At 57.3% G+C, this 22,747-nt stretch carries 18 protein-coding genes; 10 read left to right on the forward strand and 8 right to left on the reverse strand.

Features of this window, described 5'->3' with window-relative positions; all coding sequences use genetic code 11:
- The first annotated feature begins 60 nt into the window (after positions 1 to 60).
- Both K8V32_RS13345 and K8V32_RS13350 read left to right on the forward strand, forming a co-directional pair.
- Positions 61 to 459 carry a YidH family protein gene (locus K8V32_RS13345; RefSeq protein ID WP_303908461.1) on the forward strand — a complete coding sequence of 133 codons (399 nt, stop codon included), beginning with the start codon at positions 61 to 63 and terminating at the stop codon, positions 457 to 459.
- Positions 449 to 808, forward strand: coding sequence for a DUF202 domain-containing protein (locus tag K8V32_RS13350; RefSeq protein WP_303908464.1), 360 nt, complete (start codon positions 449 to 451; stop codon positions 806 to 808). The genes K8V32_RS13345 and K8V32_RS13350 overlap by 11 nt, the downstream gene beginning before the upstream one ends.
- Here the strand turns inward: K8V32_RS13350 and K8V32_RS13355 are convergent.
- Entirely contained in the window at positions 805 to 1,323 is a 519-nt protein-coding gene (locus K8V32_RS13355) for a pyridoxamine 5'-phosphate oxidase family protein (protein ID WP_303908467.1), read from the reverse strand. The genes K8V32_RS13350 and K8V32_RS13355 overlap by 4 nt on opposite strands.
- A gap of 54 nt (positions 1,324 to 1,377) precedes the next feature.
- Positions 1,378 to 2,169, reverse strand: coding sequence for an inositol monophosphatase family protein (locus tag K8V32_RS13360; protein WP_303908469.1), 792 nt, complete (start codon positions 2,167 to 2,169; stop codon positions 1,378 to 1,380).
- 75 nt (positions 2,170 to 2,244) lie between these two features.
- Here K8V32_RS13360 and K8V32_RS13365 point away from each other — a divergent pair, with 75 nt between their 5' ends.
- On the forward strand, positions 2,245 to 3,444 hold the full coding sequence (locus K8V32_RS13365) for an App1 family protein phosphatidate phosphatase (protein WP_303908472.1): 1,200 nt from the start codon (positions 2,245 to 2,247) through the stop codon (positions 3,442 to 3,444).
- Positions 3,445 to 3,461: 17 nt separating this feature from the next.
- Positions 3,462 to 3,896 (forward strand): acyl-CoA thioesterase, encoded by a 435-nt coding sequence (locus K8V32_RS13370; protein ID WP_303908476.1) that lies wholly within the window; start codon positions 3,462 to 3,464, stop codon positions 3,894 to 3,896.
- Between the two features lie 59 nt (positions 3,897 to 3,955).
- Here K8V32_RS13370 and gdhA read toward each other — a convergent pair whose 3' ends face one another.
- Positions 3,956 to 5,293, reverse strand: coding sequence for an NADP-specific glutamate dehydrogenase (gdhA, locus tag K8V32_RS13375; RefSeq protein WP_303908480.1), 1,338 nt, complete (start codon positions 5,291 to 5,293; stop codon positions 3,956 to 3,958).
- A gap of 224 nt (positions 5,294 to 5,517) precedes the next feature.
- Between gdhA and K8V32_RS13380 the strand changes: the two genes are divergently transcribed.
- Positions 5,518 to 6,795 carry a cell division protein PerM gene (locus K8V32_RS13380; protein WP_303908482.1) on the forward strand — a complete coding sequence of 426 codons (1,278 nt, stop codon included), beginning with the start codon at positions 5,518 to 5,520 and terminating at the stop codon, positions 6,793 to 6,795.
- Here K8V32_RS13380 and K8V32_RS13385 read toward each other — a convergent pair.
- Positions 6,792 to 6,914 carry a hypothetical protein gene (locus tag K8V32_RS13385; protein ID WP_303908485.1) on the reverse strand — a complete coding sequence of 41 codons (123 nt, stop codon included), beginning with the start codon at positions 6,912 to 6,914 and terminating at the stop codon, positions 6,792 to 6,794. The two genes, K8V32_RS13380 and K8V32_RS13385, sit on opposite strands and share 4 nt — an antisense overlap.
- Positions 6,915 to 6,999: 85 nt before the next feature.
- Between K8V32_RS13385 and purN the strand changes: the two genes are divergently transcribed.
- From purN to K8V32_RS13410, 5 genes are all read left to right on the forward strand, one after another.
- Positions 7,000 to 7,605: a phosphoribosylglycinamide formyltransferase gene (purN, locus tag K8V32_RS13390; RefSeq protein WP_303908488.1), complete on the forward strand. Its 606-nt coding sequence runs from the start codon at positions 7,000 to 7,002 to the stop codon at positions 7,603 to 7,605.
- Between the two features lie 63 nt (positions 7,606 to 7,668).
- On the forward strand, positions 7,669 to 9,333 hold the full coding sequence (purH, locus tag K8V32_RS13395) for a bifunctional phosphoribosylaminoimidazolecarboxamide formyltransferase/IMP cyclohydrolase (protein WP_303908491.1): 1,665 nt from the start codon (positions 7,669 to 7,671) through the stop codon (positions 9,331 to 9,333).
- A 41-nt stretch (positions 9,334 to 9,374) separates the two neighbouring features.
- A complete protein-coding gene (mgtE, locus tag K8V32_RS13400; RefSeq protein WP_303908496.1) occupies positions 9,375 to 10,748 on the forward strand; it encodes a magnesium transporter in 1,374 nt (457 codons plus the stop codon).
- A gap of 267 nt (positions 10,749 to 11,015) precedes the next feature.
- Positions 11,016 to 15,695, forward strand: a complete 4,680-nt coding sequence (locus K8V32_RS13405) for a lamin tail domain-containing protein (protein ID WP_303908499.1) — start codon at positions 11,016 to 11,018, stop codon at positions 15,693 to 15,695.
- Between the two features lie 245 nt (positions 15,696 to 15,940).
- A complete protein-coding gene (locus tag K8V32_RS13410; protein ID WP_303908502.1) occupies positions 15,941 to 18,163 on the forward strand; it encodes an NADP-dependent isocitrate dehydrogenase in 2,223 nt (740 codons plus the stop codon).
- 119 nt (positions 18,164 to 18,282) lie between these two features.
- On the opposite strand, the gene glsA is transcribed toward K8V32_RS13410, so the two are convergent.
- The 4 genes from glsA to K8V32_RS13430 form a co-directional block, all read right to left on the reverse strand.
- The gene (gene glsA, locus K8V32_RS13415) at positions 18,283 to 20,259 is read right to left on the reverse strand and encodes a glutaminase A (RefSeq protein ID WP_303908505.1); all 1,977 of its coding nucleotides are present in this window, start codon (positions 20,257 to 20,259) and stop codon (positions 18,283 to 18,285) included.
- Between the two features lie 35 nt (positions 20,260 to 20,294).
- Positions 20,295 to 21,257 carry an NAD(P)-dependent oxidoreductase gene (locus tag K8V32_RS13420; RefSeq protein ID WP_303908508.1) on the reverse strand — a complete coding sequence of 321 codons (963 nt, stop codon included), beginning with the start codon at positions 21,255 to 21,257 and terminating at the stop codon, positions 20,295 to 20,297.
- 68 nt (positions 21,258 to 21,325) lie between these two features.
- Positions 21,326 to 21,850 carry a gamma carbonic anhydrase family protein gene (locus K8V32_RS13425; RefSeq protein WP_303908511.1) on the reverse strand — a complete coding sequence of 175 codons (525 nt, stop codon included), beginning with the start codon at positions 21,848 to 21,850 and terminating at the stop codon, positions 21,326 to 21,328.
- A gap of 135 nt (positions 21,851 to 21,985) precedes the next feature.
- On the reverse strand, positions 21,986 to 22,747 hold a 762-nt coding region (locus K8V32_RS13430; RefSeq protein WP_303908512.1), incomplete at its 5' end, for a formyltetrahydrofolate deformylase.

A 22,747-nucleotide genomic window follows, 5' to 3' on the forward strand; every position in this document is an offset into this window, starting at 1 on the left:
CCTTTACAGTCCTCGTCCAGCCTACCGTGTTGGCTGTGACCCTGGGTTACACTGTGGATTATGGAAACTGGTCAACCGCCAACTATGCCACCTCGCAAACGAGTTCCGCGGGCACTTCAGCTTGGAGAAGACCCCGACCCGCGGTTTACCCTCGCCAACGAGCGCACCTTTCTTGCCTGGATTCGCACATCGTTGGCCTTGCTTGCCGGTGGTATCGCCGTCGAAGCATTCACCCATGAAATCTTCGACGATACTTCACGACGAGTTTTAGGCACGATCCTGTTAATCTTGGGTGGTCTGTTGGCCGCCTCTGCGGCGGGTCGTTGGCTACGAGTCGAAGCCGCGATGCGACAGAAGCGCGCACTGCCGATGCCCATCTGGATTCCCCTCATCGCGTTAGTCTGCGCTGTGGCAGCAATTACCGTGTTAGCTGCCATTTGGGTTACCAATGGCTTCTAAATTCTCAGACCGTCCAAGAAACCGGCTCCAAGCGGTCCAGCATGCAGACCCTGGCCTGCAGCCGGAACGAACCGTGATGTCGTGGGGTCGTACCGGTCTTGCGACGTCTGTGGTCGCCCTGCTGTTAATCCGCTGGTACCCCTCGGTGGGAGGCATCGTATTTGTGCCGGTCATTATTGCGCTTGTCGGTGCCGGCTTGATCCAGATGTCCCAACGGCGACGCTATACGGTCCAGACGGCAGGAATTGCCAACGAACAGGTCGCCAGTGATTTTTGGGCGGTCTTTTGGATGACTGTCATGTCGGTATTGATTGCCACCTCTGGCGTCATCGCAATGTGGGCTGCCTAGCGCGAGAGCCTGGTTGGATCAGGGTCTTCCGGTGGCGTAGAGAAAGGCTGGTCTGGGTCATAGGTGAAGGTCCGAGTATCTCCGCGCTCCGGTTGACGGGCAAAAATGAAATGCCGACCCGAGATCGCTTCGATGTTGAGCGACATAAAGAAATCTTTGAACGTTGGAATCCACGGTGCAATCCCCAGTCCGCGCACATAATCGATGTGCTCTTCGGCCACCGGAGTGACCTTGCCGCGCACCACGACGGACCAGCCCTCATCCGGTAAAATACCATCGGTTTCAAAAGCAACCATGGAATGGGCCTCTGCGGCCGTGAGCTTGGTTCCCGCTGCGGTTCGGAAGTAGAGCTTTTCGCCGTCGAAGATGTAATTAACCGGAAAGATTTCGACTTGGCCTTCCGAAAGAAAAGCTAACCGGCCGTGTCGAGTATTGCGCAGCAGTAATTCTGCCTGCTGGCGTGTCAGTTCCAGAACCGGTTGATCTTTTTGGTGTTCAAACATGTAGGCGCTCATAAACTCTATTGTGATGCTTACGACACCTTGACGCCACCGTTGGACGGCGAAATGTCACAATTGGCGAATCTGGTCAAAAATGTCGGTGATGGCCACATCGGATCGCCCGGGTGCCACGGCAACATAATGCGAAGCGAGATGGGCCGGTCCCGAGGTGCCGGTGAGGTAGGTTCCGCCTGCTTGTTGCAAAATATACGACGCCGCAGCAACGTCCCAGGGTTTGGTGTCAACGCCCAACACCATATCGGCGATACCGCGGGCGGCAAAACATATTTCTAAGGCTCCTGAGACAAGACGACGCACGGTTGCAAAGCGGAGCACCAATTCACCATAGAGTCCAGGCGCTTGGGGTGCCCGCTGTAAGATTTCAGCTGCCGGAAATGATGTGATGAGATTGTACTGGGAAACGTCCATTGGAGCAGGCTTGCAAGATAACGGCGCATCATTGAGATAGGCTCCGGTACGATCAGCCGAGTACTCGTCGCCTGAGACGGGATCCACCACAACGCCTACGACAACCTGTTGGTCAATCACCGCGGCAATCGAGATGGCAAACAACGGGTAGCCGTGGACGAAGTTACTGGTGCCGTCGATGGGATCAATAATCCACTCCAGCTGGCCTGGTGCCGTCGCTGGTTCACGACCGGTCTCTTCACCCCAGAAGACTGCGCCGTCACCGGCCAACTGCGTTTTGAGGTGCTCTTCAACGCGGTGATCCCACTCAGACACGAGATCATGACGATTTGTCTTGGTGGTCGCTGCCACCGTACCTGAAGTAAATGCTGCGGCGAGTTCAGCTGCGGCAGGACGGGCGGCGTGCAGCGCGGTCTGGCGGAGAGTTGTCATGGCTTCCACCATAAACTAGTCGGGTGGAAAGGTATTAGACTGTTTGGATGAACAAGGAGTGGGACGAGCAAAACTATGGCGCGCCGTCGTAAAACTTATCGATTTCCAACTATCCCGGGGCTATCGAGTGCTGCGGGAAACGACGTCTCCCCTCCAGAACAACTTGCCACCCTTAGCTATTACAGTTTTCAACGCCGTCGACGCGACCGCGCACGTCGGCGCGGGGATCGACCCAGAATTTTGTCATTTACCGGATACGGTTCACCCCGCTGGGTGCGGATTTTTTCCCGAGTGCTGTTGGCCAAGCCCGAATGGAGCGAGGCCGAGTACCTGGCCGAGATTGTGCGGGACGGCGTCCGGGGGTGGCAAAACTTTGTTTCCCCACCGATTGCCTATGCCAAGGTCGAAGTTGAGGTCGCCGGGCACCGGCATGTGGTTCGGGCGGATCGTAATGGGGTTGTTGATGTGCGGATCCCGTGCGAATTGGCGCCCGGCTGGGCCACGGTGACCCTGCATGTTGAGGGTGGGGAATCCAGTAGCCAAGACGTGTTGATCATTAGTGACGACGCTGAACGCGCGGTTATTTGCGATGTTGATGACACCGTTTGGGTTACGGCACTGCCGCGCCCACTAACGGCCGCGTGGAATTCCTTTTTGCTCGATGAACACGCCCGACGCCCGGTGGCCGGCATGCCCGTAATGCTCAACCGCCTGGCAGAACAGGACGGCGGCACTGCGATCTTTTATGTTTCCACCGGACCCTGGAATGTTGCGCATACGCTGACGCGTTTTATGACGCGGCATTTATTTCCGCTCGGACCAATGTTATTGACATCGTGGGGGCCTACCGAGGATCGGTGGTTTCGTTCCGGGATGGCGCATAAGGTCAGTGCCCTTGCCCGCTTGGCTGAGGATTTTCCACAGTTGACATGGTCGTTGATTGGCGACGACGGTCAACACGATCCGGAAATATACACACATTTTGCGCATCATCACCCGGGCCGGGTCAATGGGATTGCTATTCGGCAACTGTCGGCAACTGAAGCGCTGCTGGCCGGTGGGCGGGCCGAAGAAACTCAACGCGCCACCGATGGTGTGCCCTGGGCTTATGGACCCGACGGGGCGGCACTGTCCTTTCAACTGGAAAACTTTGGCATTCTTGCCCCACGCAGCAATCCGCCGTTGGCCTGGCCGCAGTCGGTAACCGCTCAAGAGCAGATCACGGTGGCAGAACTGCGCGCAGATTATCCACAATTTACTCAAGATAACCCGTAAGACACAGGAGCATAAGCATGACCGTCATTGAGATTCCCGTGCGCTGGGGCGATATGGACGCCTACGGGCACATCAATAACGTCCAAATCGTGCAGTTGATGGAGGAAGCTCGCGTCATGGTTTTCGGGATTCCCTCCGGCACCGGGCACCTGGATGACACCAGTCCCCGGCCGCGTATCAACCTGTTGGCGGGAGTGGAAGACGGTGTGATGACACTGATCTCTGAGCACACAGTAAAATACCGCCGTCAGCTACCATACCGCGGCACCCCAATCCGTGTGGAAGTCGGCGTGACCAAGGTCAAAGGCGCCTCGGTGGAGATTTCTTATCGGTTCTATGACGACGATGCTGTGGCGGTCCAAGCCACCTCAACCATGGTGTTTGTCAACCAAAACACCGGTATGCCCGTGCGACTCAACGAACACCAGCGCGCCGCGCTGGCAAACCACTAGCAAAGATCTTGCGGCACCGGGCTCATGCTGGGTCTAAGGCTTTGAGCCCAGTGCGCCGGTTAGACCACACCCTGAGCAATCATGGCATCGGCAACCTTGAGGAATCCGGCAATATTTGCCCCGATCACATAGTCACCCGGGTGCCCGAAATCCTCGGCGGTGGCAATGCACCGGTCGTGGATGTCTTCCATATTTTCTTCCAGCCGGGAGTGCGTGTAGTCAAAGCTCCAGGTATCACGAGACGCGTTCTGCTGCATCTCCAACGCCGAGGTTGCCACGCCACCGGCATTGGCCGCTTTGCCGGGACCAAACAGCACGCCGGCTTCGCGGAAGGTGTTGATCGCTTGGTGGGTGGAAGGCATGTTGGCGCCTTCAGCAACCGCTTTGACACCGTTCATCACCAGGGTTGCGGCATCGTCGCCACTGAGTTCATTTTGGGTCGCACACGGAATAGCGACGTCGACGGGCACTTCCCAGATGGAACCATCCGAGACAAAGTGCGCCCGTTCACGGCGTTCGGCATATTCGGAGATCCTGGCCCGCTCAGTAATCTTGATCTGGCGCAGCAGCTCGATGTCAATGCCTTGCTCGTCGACGACGTAGCCTGAGGAATCCGATGCGGTCAGCACGGTTGCCCCAAGGGACGTAGCGTAGTTGATGGCGTTGATGGCCACATTGCCCGAGCCTGAAACCGTCACCGTTGCACCATCCAGTGTGGTACCAATGGTTTTGAGCATCTGGTTGGCAAACATGACGACACCGTTACCGGTTGCTTCGGGGCGCACCAGCGAACCACCCCAGGAAACACCTTTCCCAGTAAACGCGCCGGCCTCAAAGCGGTTGGTGATGCGCCGGTATTGTCCGAACATGAACCCGATTTCGCGGGTGCCCACGCCGATATCGCCGGCTGGAACATCAGTGTGTTCGCCGATATGACGGTACAGTTCGGTGATAAATGACTGACAAAAGCGCATGATCTCGCCTTCGGAGCGACCCGAAGGATTAAAATCAGCGCCACCTTTGCCACCGCCGATGGGCATGCCGGTTAGGGCGTTTTTGAAAACTTGTTCAAACCCTAGAAATTTCATGATGCCCAGGTACACGGATGGGTGGAACCGGATGCCGCCCTTATAGGGGCCCAGCGCGGAGTTGAATTGCACGCGGAAACCGCGGTTAATTTTGACCACGCCCTTGTCATCGACCCAGGGGACACGGAAGGTGATTTGTCGTTCGGGTTCGACCATGCGCCGCAAAATCCCGTGTTCAACATATTCAGGGTGGCGCTTCATAACAGGGCCAAGACTGTTAAAGACTTCATCGACTGCTTGGAAAAATTCGGTTTCCCCAGGGTTACGGCGCAGTACTTCTTCTCTGATCTGGGCTAAACCGGCTTCCATATCGCAACCTTCCTCAAGCTTCTGTTAGCGGTTGATTCAGGCTTGCGGTGAAATGGACACGGCTGACACCTGAGACAACCGTTGTCTTCTTCCGCAATAATCTTAGGGGAAAACTGCTGTCAGTGTTGCAACGTTGCACAACATCTTGCAAATATCGATCACACTGGGTGCCAGGTCGTGCCAATAAGCCATGGCAGGCACATCTAGTGGCACGATAGGAGATCATGACCAACACACCACCGGAACCAAAATCTTTCCCTATGCCCCTGTGGTTACAAGGCATCGTGGAAGCGCTGGCAGCTGCCTTCATTGGGGCTGCCATCATTGTGGTGCCCTTAGCCATCATGTGGATCACCGGAGCCTTTGCTTCCATGCCGTTAGGTGATGCCGGTGCCGTCGGCGCCTACATCTGGTTCTCCAGTTTTGGGGTGCCCCTAGATTTGGTCAGTGTCGACACCCAAGAACCCGTGGGAACCTGGTGGTTCATCCCGCTGGGTTTATTGCTGGTCTGGTTATTGCTCGCACGCCGGGTCGGAATCCGGTTAGCAAAAGCCTCCACATTGCGGACCCTATGGCAGCCCACGCTGGGGGCCGTTGCGGCGTTTACGTTTTTTGTGTGGGGGACTAAAACACTGGTCAGCCTTGACACTGTCGTGATGAATATCACCTTGACGGTGACGATTCCCGCGGTGGTCTTTCTTCTTGGCTACGCGTGGGGAGTACTGGGATACTTCCGCCTCCCGCTGCGTGAATATATCGGTGGCAGGGTTGATCGGCTATCGGATGCCGCCCGAAATTTCTGGCACTATGTGTGGGCGCTCATTCGTGCCGCGATAATCGCGGTGGCCGGAGCCTGGGCCATCGCCTCGATTGTGCTCACGGTGCAAATCGGCATGCACTGGGCAGACGTCACCGATGTGTATCAGCGCTTGGACGCCGGCATCTTGGGTGGGTTCGTTATCACCATGCTGCAGATACTGGTGCTGCCCAATGTCGCAGCCTGGACCCTGAGTTACCTGACTGGCGCAGGCTTTCACATCGGCACCGTTGAAGTCTCCCCGGCGGGAACCCTGCCCGGCGATCAGCCGGCATTGCCAATCTTTTCGGCCATCCCCACACAACAGGCACTTCAGGAACACTGGTGGCTGCTGTTGTTACTCTTACTGGCGGGCATTGTGGCCGGTTGGTGGTTCTTTAGTACCGGTGAAAACCACTTGGAGGACTTCGTCGTCGGCAAAATTCCACATCAGCCCACCGCCATTACCGTTGGCGTGTTGCTAACCGGTGTGTGCATCGGGGTGAGTGCAGGTGTGCTGTGTTTGGGTATTATGGCGATCTCGGGTGGCTCCTGGGCAATTGGAACATTGACAACCATCGGTGCGCCGCCCCTGCTAGCCGCCGGACTATTTGCCGCGCACATTGGTATTGGCTCGGCCCTTGGCTACGCGCTGGCCCCACTGCGCCACGGCGCATTCCGCTGGGCAAAACCCGCCAAAGATTAATCCCACAGCCCCGTCATAGAGTCGGAGTCCAGCCGGGGCATCCACATCGAGGCCACCAGCGCGGCCACCAGCCACAAAATACCGTTGGCGATCTGGCGTCCACTAGTGGGGTTTTTCATTGGTTCACAATAAGGTTATCTTGCTGACACAACATGTACGACCAATCACCTGAAGTGCATCCATTATTTCCCTACACTAGAGCGTATGCGCTTGGTCGTTTTACTCTCCGGATCCGGATCCAATTTTCAAACCATCATCGATGCTGTTGCTGCCGGCCAGCTCGAGGTCGACATTGTCGCCGCAGGCTCCGACATCGCCGATGCCTACGGGCTGACTCGTGCCGAAGCGGCCGGGATCGAAACATTCGTCGTTGACTACGCCGCCTATGACTCCCGGTCGGCCTGGACGACGGCGCTGACAGAACAGGTTGCGACCTACCAGCCAGACATTGTGTTGTCATCGGGGCTGATGCGCATTGTGGGGGAAGAGTTCATCACCCGGTTTGCCGGGCGGTTCATCAACACACACCCGGCCCTGTTGCCGTCCTTTCCTGGAGCTCACGCGGTGGCTGATGCGCTGGATGCCGGTGTGGTCGTCACCGGAACAACATTGCATATTGTCGACGCCGGGGTGGATACCGGACCGATTTTGGACCAGCGGGCCGTGGCCATTTCGCCCGACGACGACGAAACGAGCCTGCACGAAAAAATTAAGGTCGCCGAACGTCAGATGCTGCTGGAAAATCTGGCGCGCCTGGCCGCAAACACCACACCTGAACAACTCGTCCGGCCGTATGCTAAACCGCGCTAGAATGACGCGAGGAGACTTCACCGGTTGCCGGTGATCAAGACAACCTGCCAAAGGAGCACCCTAGTGACCACCCAGCTGGATCAAATCCCGGTAAAACGCGCCCTCGTGTCGGTTTACGATAAGACCGGACTGGCCGAATTGGCCCAGGGCCTGGCCTCAGCCGGGGTGGAAATCGTCTCGACCGGCTCCACTGCTGCAATGATCCAGGCCGCCGGTGTGCCAGTTACCGAAGTTGCACAGGTCACCGGGTTCCCAGAAGTGCTGGGCGGGCGTGTCAAAACCTTGCACCCATTTATTCACTCCGGCATCCTGGCCGATAAGAACGTGGACGATCATATGGCCCAGTTGGCCGAACACGATATCGCCCCGTTTGATCTGGTCGTTGTTAACCTGTACCCATTTGTTCAAACCGTTGCGTCGGGGGCCACCCAGCCGGAAGCCATTGAACAAATCGATATCGGTGGCCCCACCATGGTGCGTGCTACCGCTAAAAATCACGGCTCGGTTGCCATAGTGACCAACCCTGAGGCCTACCACGAGATTTTGACCGCCGTAGCCAACGGTGGATTCACCTTGGCACAGCGCCAGCGCTTGGCAGTGGAAGCTTTTGCCCACACCGCCTCCTACGACACCGCAGTGGCCACCTGGATGTCCGAACAAATTGATGACGCCGAACACCCCGCTTATGCCGGGCAGGCGCTGGAGCTGAAAGAAACCCTGCGTTATGGCGAAAACCCGCACCAACCCGCAGCGCTCTACACCACCGCCACAACACCCAACCCCGGCGTCGCCCAGGCGAAACTGCTACACGGCAAAGCGATGAGCTTTAATAACTATGTTGACGCCGATGCCGCCATCCGCGCCGCTTTTACCTTCACGGATCCGGCCGTGGCCGTGATCAAACACGCCAACCCATGTGGCCTGGCGGTGGCCTCGGCTGATGCCCAAGATGCCATCGCCGATGCCCACGCCAAGGCACATGCCACCGACCCGGTTTCGGCCTTCGGCGGAGTGATCGCCGCCAACCGTCCGGTGTCTGCGGCCATGGCTGAGCAGGTCAAAGACATCTTCACCGAAGTCGTCGTCGCACCGGCCTTCACTCCCGAGGCACTGGAAATTTTGACCGCGAAGAAGAACATTCGACTGCTGCAACTGCCGGACGATTTTGCACTCGACACCAAAGAGTTCAAACAGATTTCCGGTGGCATGCTGGTCCAAGCCGCCGACATGTACCAGGCTCCCGGCGACAACCCAGCGCACTGGGAACTGGTGGCTGGCGAACCCGCCGATGAAGAAACGATGCGCGATTTGGTGTTTGCCTGGCAGGCTGTGCGCGCACCGAAATCCAATGCGATTCTGCTGGCCGCACACCAGGCCGCCGTGGGCATTGGGATGGGCCAGGTGAACCGCCTGGACTCTTGCCGATTGGCCATTGAGCGCGCCAACACCTTAGGTGCCGCGGCAACCGGTGCCCAAGACGTCTCAGCCCCGGGTGGTGCACAAAACGTTGACGGCGCTGATGCACCAGACCGCGCGACCGGTTCGGTTGCCGCCTCTGATGCGTTCTTCCCATTCGCCGACGGACTGCAAATCCTCATCGACGCCGGAGTGCGCGCCGTCGTCCAACCCGGGGGATCTATGCGTGATGACCAAGTCATCGAGGCCGCCAAAGCCGCGGGTATCACCATGTATCTCACGGGTGGAACACGCCACTTCTACCACGGATAAACACCACGCCGACCTTTTTACCCACAACCCCAGGGGGACCTATGTCAGATCCCAAGTCGCAGGAAGTCACGCTTGCCGAGCTGGAAGAAGAACTCTGGGATCTGTTGCGGGACAAAGAATACGCGGCCGCAGCAGATATTCTGCGCAGCATGCGGGTCGCCTCGGTTGAGCGCCTGTTGGACCGCACTCCACCCGGCCTGATGCCGGTGGCCTTTCGACTGCTGGACAAGGACGTTGCCGTCGAAGTGTTCGGCAATATGGAGCCCTCGTTACAGTCTGATCTGATCGATGGGCTGGCAGATGAGCACACCCGGGACCTGTTCTCGCAGCTGCAATCGTCCACCCAGGCCCGGCTGGTCGATGAGGTTCCAGCCGAAGTAGCCCAACGCTTATTGGCCAGTCTGGGACACGCCGAACGAGCGGCAGCCGCAAAGGTACTGGGCTACCCGGAAGACTCCGTAGGACGTCGCATGTCGGTGGTACCACAAGAATTGGCACCCGACATGTCGGCTGCCACGGCCTTGAATATTATTCGCGATGTGACTGTGCCCGCCGCCGAGGTGGACAACCTGACGGTACTACCCGTGGGTTCTTCCACCCACAAAGTGCTTGGCCTGGTGCACCTGCCCCGTCTGGTGCGCGCCGAGCCCGATGAGCTCATTGAAGACATCATGGAACCCACCGAAACGGTGTCGGTGCATGCCGACGTCGAAGATACCGCTCGTACTGTCGTCCACGACCGCGTCCAAGCACTCCCGGTGGTCGACGACGCCGAGCGCCTGATCGGAATGCTCACGGTTGCCGACGCACAGCTGATTCTGGAAGAAGAAGAATCCGAAGATACCTTCCGCTCCGGTGGTGCCGAACCCCTCGGACAGCCGTACTTATCAACCTCGATCATGCAACTGGTCAAATCCCGTATTGTCTGGCTGTTGGTCTTAGGAATCGGCGCGGTGTTGACCGTCCAGGTGCTGGATTACTTTGAAGACACCCTGGCCGCGATGGTCGTGCTGACACTGTTTGTCCCGTTGCTGACCGGCACCGGTGGTAACACCGGAAATCAGGCGGCCACCACGGTGACGCGCGCCATCGCGCTATCCCAGGTCACCACGCGCGACCTGGTTCGCGTCGTGGGGCGCGAGGCACTCGTGGGGCTCACCCTCGGGGTGGTACTTGGGTCAATCGGGTTCATTGGCGCCTCGCTGGTGTGGGACCTGGGCATCGGGGCGGTGATTGGCACCACGCTCGTGGTCATCTGTACTTTGGCGGCCTCGGTTGGGTCCGTTATGCCGCTGATTGCCTCCAAGATCGGTGTCGACCCGGCAGTGTTTTCTAACCCGTTTATCTCCACGGTCGTTGATGCCCTGGGGCTGATCGTGTATTTCCTCATCGCCAAAACTATTCTGGGCATCTAGAACCCGACAGAATCCGGCACCAAAGAGCAGCTCTCACGATATTCCGCCCGATAAAGGCATCCTGTTAACCCCTATGAAATGGTGCCCGGACAACCACTGTTGAAAACCCAACCCAATGCGTGTGCGTGACGAAATTCATACAACTGAATGGTGTGTGAACATTTGTCAACGCCCATGTCACCCGGTGTTTGCCTGACTACTTTACGGTGTGGAAGGTCCGCCTGACAGCGGCTTTCTCACTTACCTATCGTAGAAGGGTCATTATTAATGCCTGAAAAATCACTGGGTGGCCGGGTCACCGCGCTCAGCGCGGCATGCCTGGTCGCACTGGCACCGTTTGCTATGTCTTCGGCAGCGGCTATGCCAGTTTCCCTGCAAACCACCGTTCACGACGTTCAACAGCAGCCGTCAGGGCTGGTCGTGACGGAAATTCTTCCCGATACCACCGGGTACGATCATTACGAATACTTCGAAATTCACAACGCGTCTGATGAAGCCATCAACCTGGACGAAGCCGGTTACAGCTTTGCCTACAGCTATGAGGATTCGGCCGACCAGAGTCGCGATGTCCCACTGACCATCAATAAAGATGAATCCCCAGTGGTACTGGCCCCCGGCGAGACTGTCATCATGTGGCTGAGCTATGCCAATGACACGGTAGATTCCTATGCCTACAGCGTTGATGACTTCCGTGCATTTTATGACATGGCTGACGACAATGACGCGCGCATTGTACGGATTGAAGGCCAAGGTGGCATGGCCAACGGTGGCGATCGCGGTATCCGCGTGTTGCAAAACGGTGAAGTGGACAGTTGGTCGTTTTACCCCAAGGGTTCGGCAGGTGTTCAGCAGGGCGTCGAGTTTGGCAGAGCCATCACCGGCGACCAGCCCTCCCGTGTCGTGTTGACCCAACAAGCCGCCCCAACCCCGGGCCAGGTACGTGAGGAGCAGCTCAGCCCGGAACCGGTTGAACCACAAGAGCCGGAAGCACCTGAGCAACCGGAGGAACCTGAAGATCCAACCGACCCTTTTGGTGACCGTCAGTCACCCGCCACCGCCGCACAACTGATACTGACCGAATTGGTTGTGGACTCCAGCAACGTTGGCGGATCCGACGGCTACGAGTTCATCGAGATTGCCAACCCGACAGATACGCCAATCTCGATGGCCGACTACACGATCAATTACCTGTATCCAGATTCCGGCAGCAACGCGCTCTGGGCGTCAACGCCGTCCGACGTCGTCATTGAACCCGGCCAAACCCTGGTTTACTGGATCAAAAATGGTGCTAATAATGATCTAACCGCCGAGGATTTCAACGCCTTCTATGGCACTGATCTGGTACTCGGTGAAACGCTGGCCGAAATTTATGCCGGCGGGATGGCCAACGGCAGCGCTCGCGGTATTCAGATTGAAACCAATACCGGCTTTGCCATTAACACCGGGTATTACAATATGAACGGCGACCGTGATGTGCAGACCGATCAGGGCCTGTACTTCGGTGTTGACGAAAACGATCTGCAAAACCAACAGCTGTGGGGCAGCGCCGATCCGACGCCGGGTGCGCTGCATCCCGCACAGACGCCTGAAACGGCAGTGCAGCTGCCCGCCGACCAGTCCGCTCCGCAGGTTGAAGATAACACCACCGATACCATCAACCCGGATGAGGGCCTGGCCTTCACCGCGCGCATTACCGACGACGTTCAGGTCAAAAGCGTCACACTCAACCTACAGTCCAACGCCCACGAGACCGTCGAACAGATCGTGCTGCGAGCAGGGGACGACGACACCTACACCTACGAAGTGCCCGAAGCAGACCTGACGGGCAAACGCTGGTATGACTATTCGTTTACGGTGTCAGACGGCACCAATAACATCACCACCGAAACCCAGCGTGTCACCGCCGAGTCAGTAAACGATGCGCCGGTGCGGCTCAATCTGGAAGAAGATCAATGGGTGTCGGGCACCACCGCCATCATTGGTGCATCGGAGTCGGTTGACGACCAAGTGGACGTTTCCATCGATGGCCAAACCGTTGAAACGGAAGCCTCCCTGGAAGCCGAACCGGTTTTCGCCTTTGAAGTCACGCAAACGGATGCGTATTTCCGCAACGGTGTACTGGCCGGTGACGACATCCTGGAAATCTTCGATAAAGGCACCTACCAGAACGTTGAAACTATTTCGACATCGGTGCCGCTGGAGTACATTACCGACGACCGTGAAGTCACCCTCTCAATTTATGCGGGCACCAAAGCCGCCCCGGAAATTGACCCAGACGAAAATAATGACGACTTCCGCATTCGCAACCCGCGCCTGATCCTACCGGATGGCCGCACCCTGACACCAGCCGGACTGGAAGACCCACAAGCCTGGATGGACATGGGCGATAGCGCGGGCAAACTAGAATTCTACGACGCCCAATTCGACATTCCCGATGATGCCTTCACCGGTGCCGCCCACCACTGGGATACCACTACCAGTGACGATGGCGACCACACCATAACCGCTTCGCTGGCTGATGGTGATCACAGCGTCACGCGCAACGTGCAGGTAGATAACACCGGACCACAGATCGACATTACCGGTGTGGCACATGACCAACCAGCCCGCGGTGAGTTCACCCTGGACGCCACAGCTCAGGATGCCGGAGCCGGTGTTGCCAATGTGGCCGCCACCCTGGATGGCGAAGAAATTGAGCTGCCCTATGCAACCTCGTCGGTAGCACTGGAGGCCGGAGAACACACATTTGAGGTCACCGCAACCGATGAGCTAGGCAACGAATCCAACCAGACGGTCACGTTTAGCACCCCGGAAGAACACCCAACGCTTGGCGAATTGACGCCAAGTGATGACGCCACAGTTGAGCCCGGCGATGTGGAATTATCCGCCGAAGTTGATGACCCCAGCGGCGACAGTGTTGACGCCACCTTCTATGGGGGACTGCGCCCAAGCTTCGCCTCGGAGGAGGTTCGGGCGAGCTCCGGCAGCGTCACCGATGCTGCAACGCTACAACGCGCCGAAGCACAACCGCTCAGCGACGAAGACATCGAAGCCATCACCACCTTGGACGGTCTGGATGTGCAAGTCGAATCCGACAGCAAGTTCCCATACAAATTATTTGAAGTCGACGTGCCCGACGACGCAGTTAATGGTTCGCAAGTACGCCTGAACTGGCAGGGCAGTGCCGAAACCGATGCGCAGGTGGCACTCTATGCTCTGCCCACTGATGGCAGCGGTTGGGATGAAATCGACCGCCACGTGACCGGTCAGTCGGATAAGGCAACCCGCGGTATTGCCGCCGCCGTCCACCAAGCCCTGACAGCATCCACAGGAGCTGAAACCTTCAGCCTCAACGGCGTTATCGATGCTGACCAGTACGCCGAGGATGGCACCGTGACCGTATTGGTCCAACACTCCGACGGATTTGCCGGTCAAGATTTCACCACGCGTGACTCCACAGTGCAACCGGCTCATGCCGACGACGTTGCGCGTTCCGAATATGATTTCACTTTCGCATGGGAATCCGACACCCAGTACTACAACGAAGACTTCCCACACCACCAGACCGCCATTCACGACTACGTGCTGGCCGAACGTGAAAATAAAAACATCCAGTTTTTATTCCACACCGGCGACGTCATTGATGAAAAAGATAAGGCCTACCAGTGGGAAAACGCAGACCCAGAATATCAGCGCCTCGATGACGCCGGCCTGCCGTACTCCATTTTGGCCGGCAACCACGACGTGGTGCTCAATAACGAGGTCGATTACACCACCTTCAGCCAGTATTTCGGTGCTAACCGCTACGCAAACAACCCTTGGTACGCGGGTACCTACGAGGACAACCGCGGTAGCTACTACCTGTTCTCGGCCGGTGGGATCGACTTCATTGTTGTTGCGATGGGCTGGGATCCTGATGATGCCGAAATCGAGTGGATGAACCAGGTGCTAGCCGAGCACCCGGACCGCGTGGGCATTGTGAACCTGCACGAGTACATGCTGACCACCGGGGGATTGGGCCCGATTCCGCAGCGGATCCTGGATGAGGTTGTTGCCACCAACCCCAACGTCTCAATGGTCATGTCCGGGCACTACCATGACGCCTACACCCGAACCGATGATTTTGACGATGACGGCGATGGCCAAACCGACCGCACCGTCACCTCGATGCTCTTCGACTACCAGAGTCTGCCCGAAGGCGGCCAGGGCTTCTTGCGCCTATTGCACTTCGACAACGAAGGCCAACGGATGATGGTGCGCACCTACTCGCCGTCGCTGGAGCAGTACAACTCGGATGATCCAACGCTGCTGGTAGACGGCGACGACCCATATGCGGATCAGCAATTCGACATCTCCTATGAACAACTGGGCATCGAATCGACGCAACGCCACCTGGCCACCGATGCGTTTACCGCAGAGGTTCTGACCGATGCCCCAATTGGTACCGTCGAAGATATCGAGACCCCAGGTACCGCATCGGTCGTGTGGGAAGACCGTGAAGCCGGGGAGCACTCGTGGTATGTCAGGGTCACCGACGACTTTGGTGGTTCCGTGGCATCACCTGTGATGACCTTCACCGCTGCAAGCACCGACGATGAAAACCCCGATGAGGGGGCCGGTGATGGTGAAGATCAGAACGACGACGAGAACTCATCTGGTAACGGTGGAACCCCGGGCGATCATGGCACATCTGACGGTGGCAGCCAGCAGCCCGATGCTGATGACGATTCGACCAACGGCACCGACGGCGCCGAGGACCCCGCCACGGATGGTGCAGATGATACTGCACGTGACCCCGATGAGCAGGCCTCCGGCAAGCCCTCCAGCAGAGATCTTGCCGATACCGGTGCTTCGGCTGCGTTGGGCTGGCTGATCGGCGGTGGCGTGTTGGCGCTGGCTGCCGGTTCAGCACTGGTCTGGCGTCGCCGGGCAGGCGGTCAGCAGTAGCTTAGCTGAGGCATTCAGGGCGCCTGCGGCCTGGTGGTCCCCCTGGTGGGACCGCCAGGCCGTTGGGGTCTGTGGCGGGAAAATTTGGGAGATCGGTATGGAAAAATATCCCGCAGCAGGCTTAACCCCCGGCCAAAAAGGGCAAAAGATGCTGGCCGCGAAAACATCTGAGCTAGATTAGGGGGTGGAATTGTGGGGTGCCCTTACACCACAGGGCGCTTGAAACATGAGGAGATCACACATTTATGTCAAAGATCATTTACACCTACACTGACGAAGCGCCAGCTCTGGCAACAGCATCCTTCTTGCCAATTGTGCGCGCGTTTGCCGCCAAGGCCGGTGTAGAACTGGAAACACGAGATATCTCCCTGGCCGGCCGTATCTTGGCCGCCTTCAACGACGTGTTACCAGAAGATCAGCGCGTCAACGATGCCCTGGCTGAACTCGGTGAGCTCGTCAAAGAAGCCGAAGCCAACATCATCAAACTGCCAAACATCTCGGCCTCGGTACCGCAGCTGGTTGCCGCCGTCAAAGAACTCCAAGAAGCCGGCTTCGCTCTGCCGGACTACCCGTACGAAGTGACCAACGACGAGGAACGCGACGTCCAGGCCCGGTATGCGACCGCCATGGGCTCGGCTGTGAACCCGGTGCTGCGTGAAGGCAACTCGGATCGCCGTGCACCACGCGCCGTCAAGAATTTTGCCAAAAACAATCCGCACTCGATGGGTGACTGGGCCAAGGATTCCAAGACCAACGTCGCCACGATGGGTGCAAACGACTTCTTCTCCAACGAACAGTCCGTCACCCTGGCAGATAACGACACCCTGACTATTCGACACACCGACGCCCAGGGCAATGTCACCAACCTCAAGGAGGACCTGAAGGTCCTCAAGGGCGAGATTGTGGACTCGACCTTCATGTCCGCTAAAGCGTTGGACGCCTTCCTGGCCGAACAGGTCAAGCGTGCCAAGGAAGAAGGTGTGCTGTTCTCAGCGCATATGAAGGCCACCATGATGAAGGTTTCCGACCCGGTCATCTTCGGTCATATCGTCAAAGCCTACTTCCCAGGGGTATTTGAAAAATACGGTGCACAGTTGGCTGCTGCCGGCCTGTCTGCCAATAACGGTCTGGCCGGTATCGAAGCTGGCCTGGATCAGCTGGATGCCGACGTCGCCGAAGGTATTCGCAAGGAAATTGCTGACGCCTACGAAAATGGCCCAGATTTGGCCATGGTCAACTCCCACCGTGGTATCACCAACCTGCACGTCCCATCTGATGTGATCGTGGATGCTTCCATGCCGGCCATGATTCGTTCCGGCGGCAAAATGTGGAATAAGAACGACGAAACCCAGGACACCCTGGCCGTGATTCCTGACTCTTCTTATGCCGGTGTTTTCCAGGCCGTGATCGAGGACTGCCGCGCAAACGGTGCCTATGACCCGACCACCATGGGAACCGTACCAAACGTTGGTCTGATGGCCCAGAAGGCCGAAGAATACGGGTCGCACGATAAGACGTTCATCATCGATAAAGACGGCACCGTCGACGTCGTTGATCAAGCTGGCAACGTGCTGATGAGCCACCAGGTGGAAGCCGGTGATATCTGGCGCGCCACCCAGACCAAGGATGTTCCGGTTCGCGACTGGGTCAAACTGGCCGTTACCCGTGCCCGGGCAACGCAGACTCCGGCCATTTTCTGGTTGGACGCCGAGCGCGCTCACGATGCCCAAATTATTGAAAAGGTCAAAGCATACCTGCCAGAGCACGACACCGATGGCCTGGAAATCAAGATTATGGCCCCGGAACGTGCGACCCAGTACACGGTTGAGCGCATGCGCCGTGGCGAAGACACCATTTCGGTGTCCGGTAACGTATTGCGTGACTACCTGACCGACCTGTTCCCAATTCTGGAATTGGGCACTTCGGCCAAGATGTTGTCAATTGTTCCACTGCTCAACGGTGGTGGCCTATTTGAAACCGGTGCTGGCGGTTCGGCTCCAAAACACGTTGAACAGCTGTTGGAAGAAAACCACCTGCGCTGGGATTCCCTGGGTGAATTCTTGGCGTTGGCGGTGTCTTTTGAACACTTAGCGACTGCAACCGATAACTCACGCGCCCAGGTCTTGGCTGATGCGCTGGATGCCGGTACCGGGGAATACCTGGAAGAGGGTCGTTCGCCATCGCGTAAGGTCAATGAATTGGATAACCGCGGTTCCCACTTCTACCTGGCACTATACTGGGCTGAGGCATTGGCCGAACAGACCGAAGACGTCGAATTGGCGGAGGCGATCAAACCGGTCGCCCAGGCACTGCGCGAAAACGAAGAAACCATTGTCAAGGAACTTAACGATGTGCAAGGGTCCTCGGTTTCGATCGGCGGGTACTACTACCCCAATCATGAGCTGACCTCCAACGTTATGCGCCCATCGGCAACTTTGAACAAGATTATTGACGATCTAGGCGCCTAAGTTCTGTTCTTGAGGCTGCCCAAAGCGCAGTCATGATACGACAGGCTCTGCGGATTCTTGAAGAATCCGCAGAGCCTGTTGTTTTTGTGTTGAAGGTTATGACCGTGCGGACCAGAGCATTAGCGCATGCGTGGTTCTTCGTATTGTTCTGGGTCGTATTCTTCACGAGCGCCGGCCTCACGTGAGGATTGTTCCAGCACGGTATACGCTTCACGTGCTATCGCCGTCCACAAGCGGATTGCCAGGTGTGGCTCGGTTTTTTCGATGTGTGCAATGGTTTGAGCCGACAGGACGAGGACCTCGACATCGTCGATGGCGCGAATGGTGGTCAGTTGTTGGCCCGTGTAGCTCAGCGCGAATTCACCGAAGGTTGAGCCGGGGGATAAATAGACGTGACGGTAGCGGGTGTCACCGGGGCCTTCTGCTTCCAGTTCCACGCGACCGGAGCGGATGAAGTAAATACCGCCGAAGGGTTGGCCAACACGCCGGATGATGGTGTCGGCCGTGTAGCTGCGCAGCTCCATGTAACCTGCTAGTACGTTGACGTCGTGGTCATCAAGGAAGTCGAAGACCGGTGCTGTCCCGGGTTCACGCGGGGTATCATCGATTTGTAAAATCTGGCGGGCATACCGTTGGGCTAAGCGTAGTTCAGCCCATTCCAGGGCAGCGGAGCGGTTGTCGAAGAGGCGGAATTCACCGGTGATCTTTTCGGTCAGTGTTTCGGAGTCCCACGGGAAATCCAATTGGCCGGCCGAAGCGGCTTTTGCTTTATCTCGCGGGTCGGGGACTTCCAGATCATCGCGGACCTTGACAAATTCCAAGATGTGCTCGACGAGTGTTTCACCCCAGTCGATAAAGATAATGTCTTTCCCGGAGGCACGCCATGAGGAAGTGAGCGAAGCCAGTATGAGAATTGCGGCCCGGCCGAAATCATCAACGCCCTGGAAATCGATGACGACCATGGTGACGTCCTCGTCCATTTCGACAATGGTGCGTGCCATGGTTTCGGTTTCGGCAAAGCCTAGGTCACCGGAAACCTCAAGAATTTGGCAGCGGTCGCCAAATTGGGAGGTGATCCGGGATAGCTCAGTGGAACGAACCACACCCAGTGATGCATCAGCCAACGAGTAGTGGGCGCGCAGAGTTGACCCGCCCAGGGGTGAGGCTTCAGCGTAGTGCAATCCGAGATCTCGGGTGACTCGGCGGATGGCTGCGGCCCCTCGCACGGAGTTGCCGTGTTGATCCAGTGGTGCCGAGTAGACGCCAATGCCCAGTTGGCCTGGTACGACCACCATGATGCCGCCGTCGACCCCAGATTTTGCGGGCAGCCCAATGTCGATCATCCAGTTGCCGGCAGCGTCGTACATGCCACAGGTCATCATAACGCCTAGGACCTGGCGGGTGGTTTCTTCGGTGAAAACTTCCCGCCCGGTGACCGGGTTGATACCTTTATTGGCAAGGGTGGCTGCCATCATCGACAGGTTTTCTGTGGTCACATCGGTGGAGCATTCTAAAAAGTAGTCCTGGACCACCGGTTCGGGATCCGAATCAATAATCTCAAAGGACCGCAATAACCAGGCCAGCGCCCGGTTGCGGTCGCCGGCAATGTTCTCGGCGTGGAAAACCGTTCGGTTGATCTCTAATTGACCGGGAGAGCCATCGGCAGCCAGATCCATGATGCGCGAGATCCTGCTAATTCGATCCACTCCGCCGCGTCCTTTGATCAGCCCCACTGTGGCAATAGCGCCGGCGTTGATCATGGGATTGGCTGGGCGACCCGTATTGCGTTGAAGCGAAATTTCGTTGAATGGGTCGCCGGAGGGCTCAACATCGATCTTCTTACCCACTTGGGTCGGGCCAAGATCGTCCAGGGCCAGACCGTAGGCGAAGACTTTGGCAATCGATTGGATAGCAAATTTATGGTCAGCATCGCCCGATGAGTATTGCTGGCCATTGACCGTTGTCAGCGTGATCCCAAATTTTTGAATATCGGGTTGGGTTGCAGTTTCCGTTACCGGGTTGACGGTACCCGCCGTCATCGGTCGCAGACTGTCAACCATATCGGCAAGGTAGCGGTGCAACGGTGAAATCATCATGGGCAATCCCTCATCACAGTCATCCAGTGGCTGGTTTAGTAGCCGGCTTCCACATCAATCAGGCCCTCTAGAGTATCAGGAGTTCCACCGGCAGCTAGCGCGTCCAGGTTGCGCACAATGCGCTCGTTGAGTAGCGGGATTACCATTTCTGGAGTGTCAGCTGTATGCGGTGTGATAATGCAGTTGGGTTCTTCCCATAACGGGTGACCATCGGGCAGTGGTTCCGGATCCGTCACATCCAGGCCTGCCGAGCGAATTTTGCGCTGCGCCAGTGCCGTCACGAGTGCGTCAGTGTCGATGAGGCTGCCGCGGGCAATATTAACCAAGACGGCACGGTCGTTCATCAGCTCGAACTGTTCCGTGCCGAACATGTGTTTCGTTTCCGGGGTTGCAGCAGCCGCAATGACGACGACGTCGGCGGCCGGCAGTACTTCGTTGAGTTGCTGTGCGGTGACCGTGTGGTCTGCGCCGTCCAGGGGTTGCCGGCTGCGTCGCACCACGGTGATCGTGGTATCCCAAGTGGAAAATAGGCGCACGAGTTCTTCGCCGATGCCCCCGCCGCCGACAATAACAACGTTGGCGCCGTCGAGTGTCGAACCGTAGGAGGTGCCCCAGCTGGTGGCACGAATGCGATCGGGCAGATGCCGCAACAACGCCAAGGTCAGTGCCAAAGCGTGTTCGGCCACTGGAGGAGCATAAGACCCTTTGGCTGAAGTAAATGTCACATCAGGGTATTTGCGTGCCACCGGCAAGAAGGTCTCAACCCCCGCATAAGGCAACTGCACCCAGGTGATTCCGGGGTTGGCTGCCAGCGTGTCCTCGATGACCGCAGAGTTGATCATCTGCACCACGATCATCGCGGTGGCCTGGCCATCGTTGGGTTCGACAATGCTAAAACCGTGCGATTCCGCCGTCGCCACGGTGGTTTCATGGGCGTGTTCAAACGGGGTATTGTCGCGGTCGGCTTGAACGGGGAGAACTACGATCTTTTGTGTCATAACCCTATGTTCACATGGATTGGTACAAAATCAACACAACGCAGCGACGCTCACTCCCCAACGCAGTTTTAGTCGATGCGTTCAGCGTCCAAATGTGCTGCCGATAAGCGCACGTACACTTCGGCGTTGGTCTTCAGGCCGGCAACCTGCTCTGGGTTCAGTTCGCGTTTGATCTTGGCCGGCACTCCGGCAACCAGGGAGTTCGGTGGAATCTCCATGCCCTCGGGCACCAATGAGTTGGCCGCAACCAGACTACCAGCACCAATGACGGCACCATTGAGCACGGTGGCATTTATTCCGATCAGCGCGCCATCACCGACGGTTGCACCGTGGACAATGGCTGCGTGACCCACGGAGACGTCTTGGCCGATAGTGCAGGGGAAACCCTCATCGGCATGCAGGACGACGTTATCTTGGAGGTTGGATCGGGCACCGACGCTGATGGGTGCTGAGTCACCCCGGGCTGAAACCCCGTAAAACGCTGAGGAATTTTCGTCCATGGTCACTTCACCGGTAATAGCGGCGGTTTCAGCCAGAAATACGGAATCATGAATATTGGGGGTTTTGCCCAAAACAGTTTTAATAATCGCCATATAGTCACCCTAAAAGCAGGATATGACCTTGTCACTAGTTGACCGGCCAGCGTGTCACCAGATAAACATCCGGTGGCAGTTCAAGGTGAACTCCCACCGGATCCTGGGATCAGGCAGGGCGCGGAGCGCCTGTGGTTATTCGAAGATGACGGTGCGGTCGCCGTCGAGGAGGACTCGGTGTTCGGTGTGCCATTGTACGGCTTGGGCTAAGGTGGCGCCTTCTACTGCCCGGCCGCGTTGGACGAAGTCTTGGGCGGTGAGGGCGTGGTTGACGCGTTGGACGCGTTGTTCAATGATCGGGCCTTCATCCAGGTCGGCGGTGACGTAGTGGGCAGTGGCTCCGATGAGTTTGACCCCGCGGTCATGGGCTTGGTGATAGGGCCGGGCGCCTTTAAAGGACGGCAAAAAGGAATGATGAATATTAATGGCCTTGCCATCGAGTTTGGTGGTGAGCTCATCAGACAGGATTTGCATATACCGGGCCAGTACCACCAATTCGATGTCGTATTGGTCGATAATCTGCATCAACCGGGCTTCGGCCTCGGCCTTATTATCGGTACCATCGGGGTGTTTGATCAACGGGATGTGCACAAAGGGCACATCATAGAAATAGGCCATGGGTTGTAAATCCAAGTGATTCGACACAATCACTGGGACATCCACCGGCAGCGTCCCGGCGTGTTGCTGGAACAGGAGCTCATTCATGGTGCGACCATCTTTCGACACCATAATCAACGTACGAGTTTTTACCGCAGCATCATAGACCCGGGCTTGCATATCGTATTGTTTAACGACGTCGGCAATGGCTGTTTGCGTATCGGCCACGGAACAATCCGTAGAAAATTGCACGCGCATAAAAAACGTCCCACTGTGCGGGGAATCAAACTGCTGAGACTC

This window comes from Enteractinococcus helveticum, assembly GCF_020742345.1.
In the GTDB taxonomy this organism is placed as follows: Bacteria; Actinomycetota; Actinomycetes; order Actinomycetales; family Micrococcaceae; genus Yaniella; species Yaniella helvetica_A.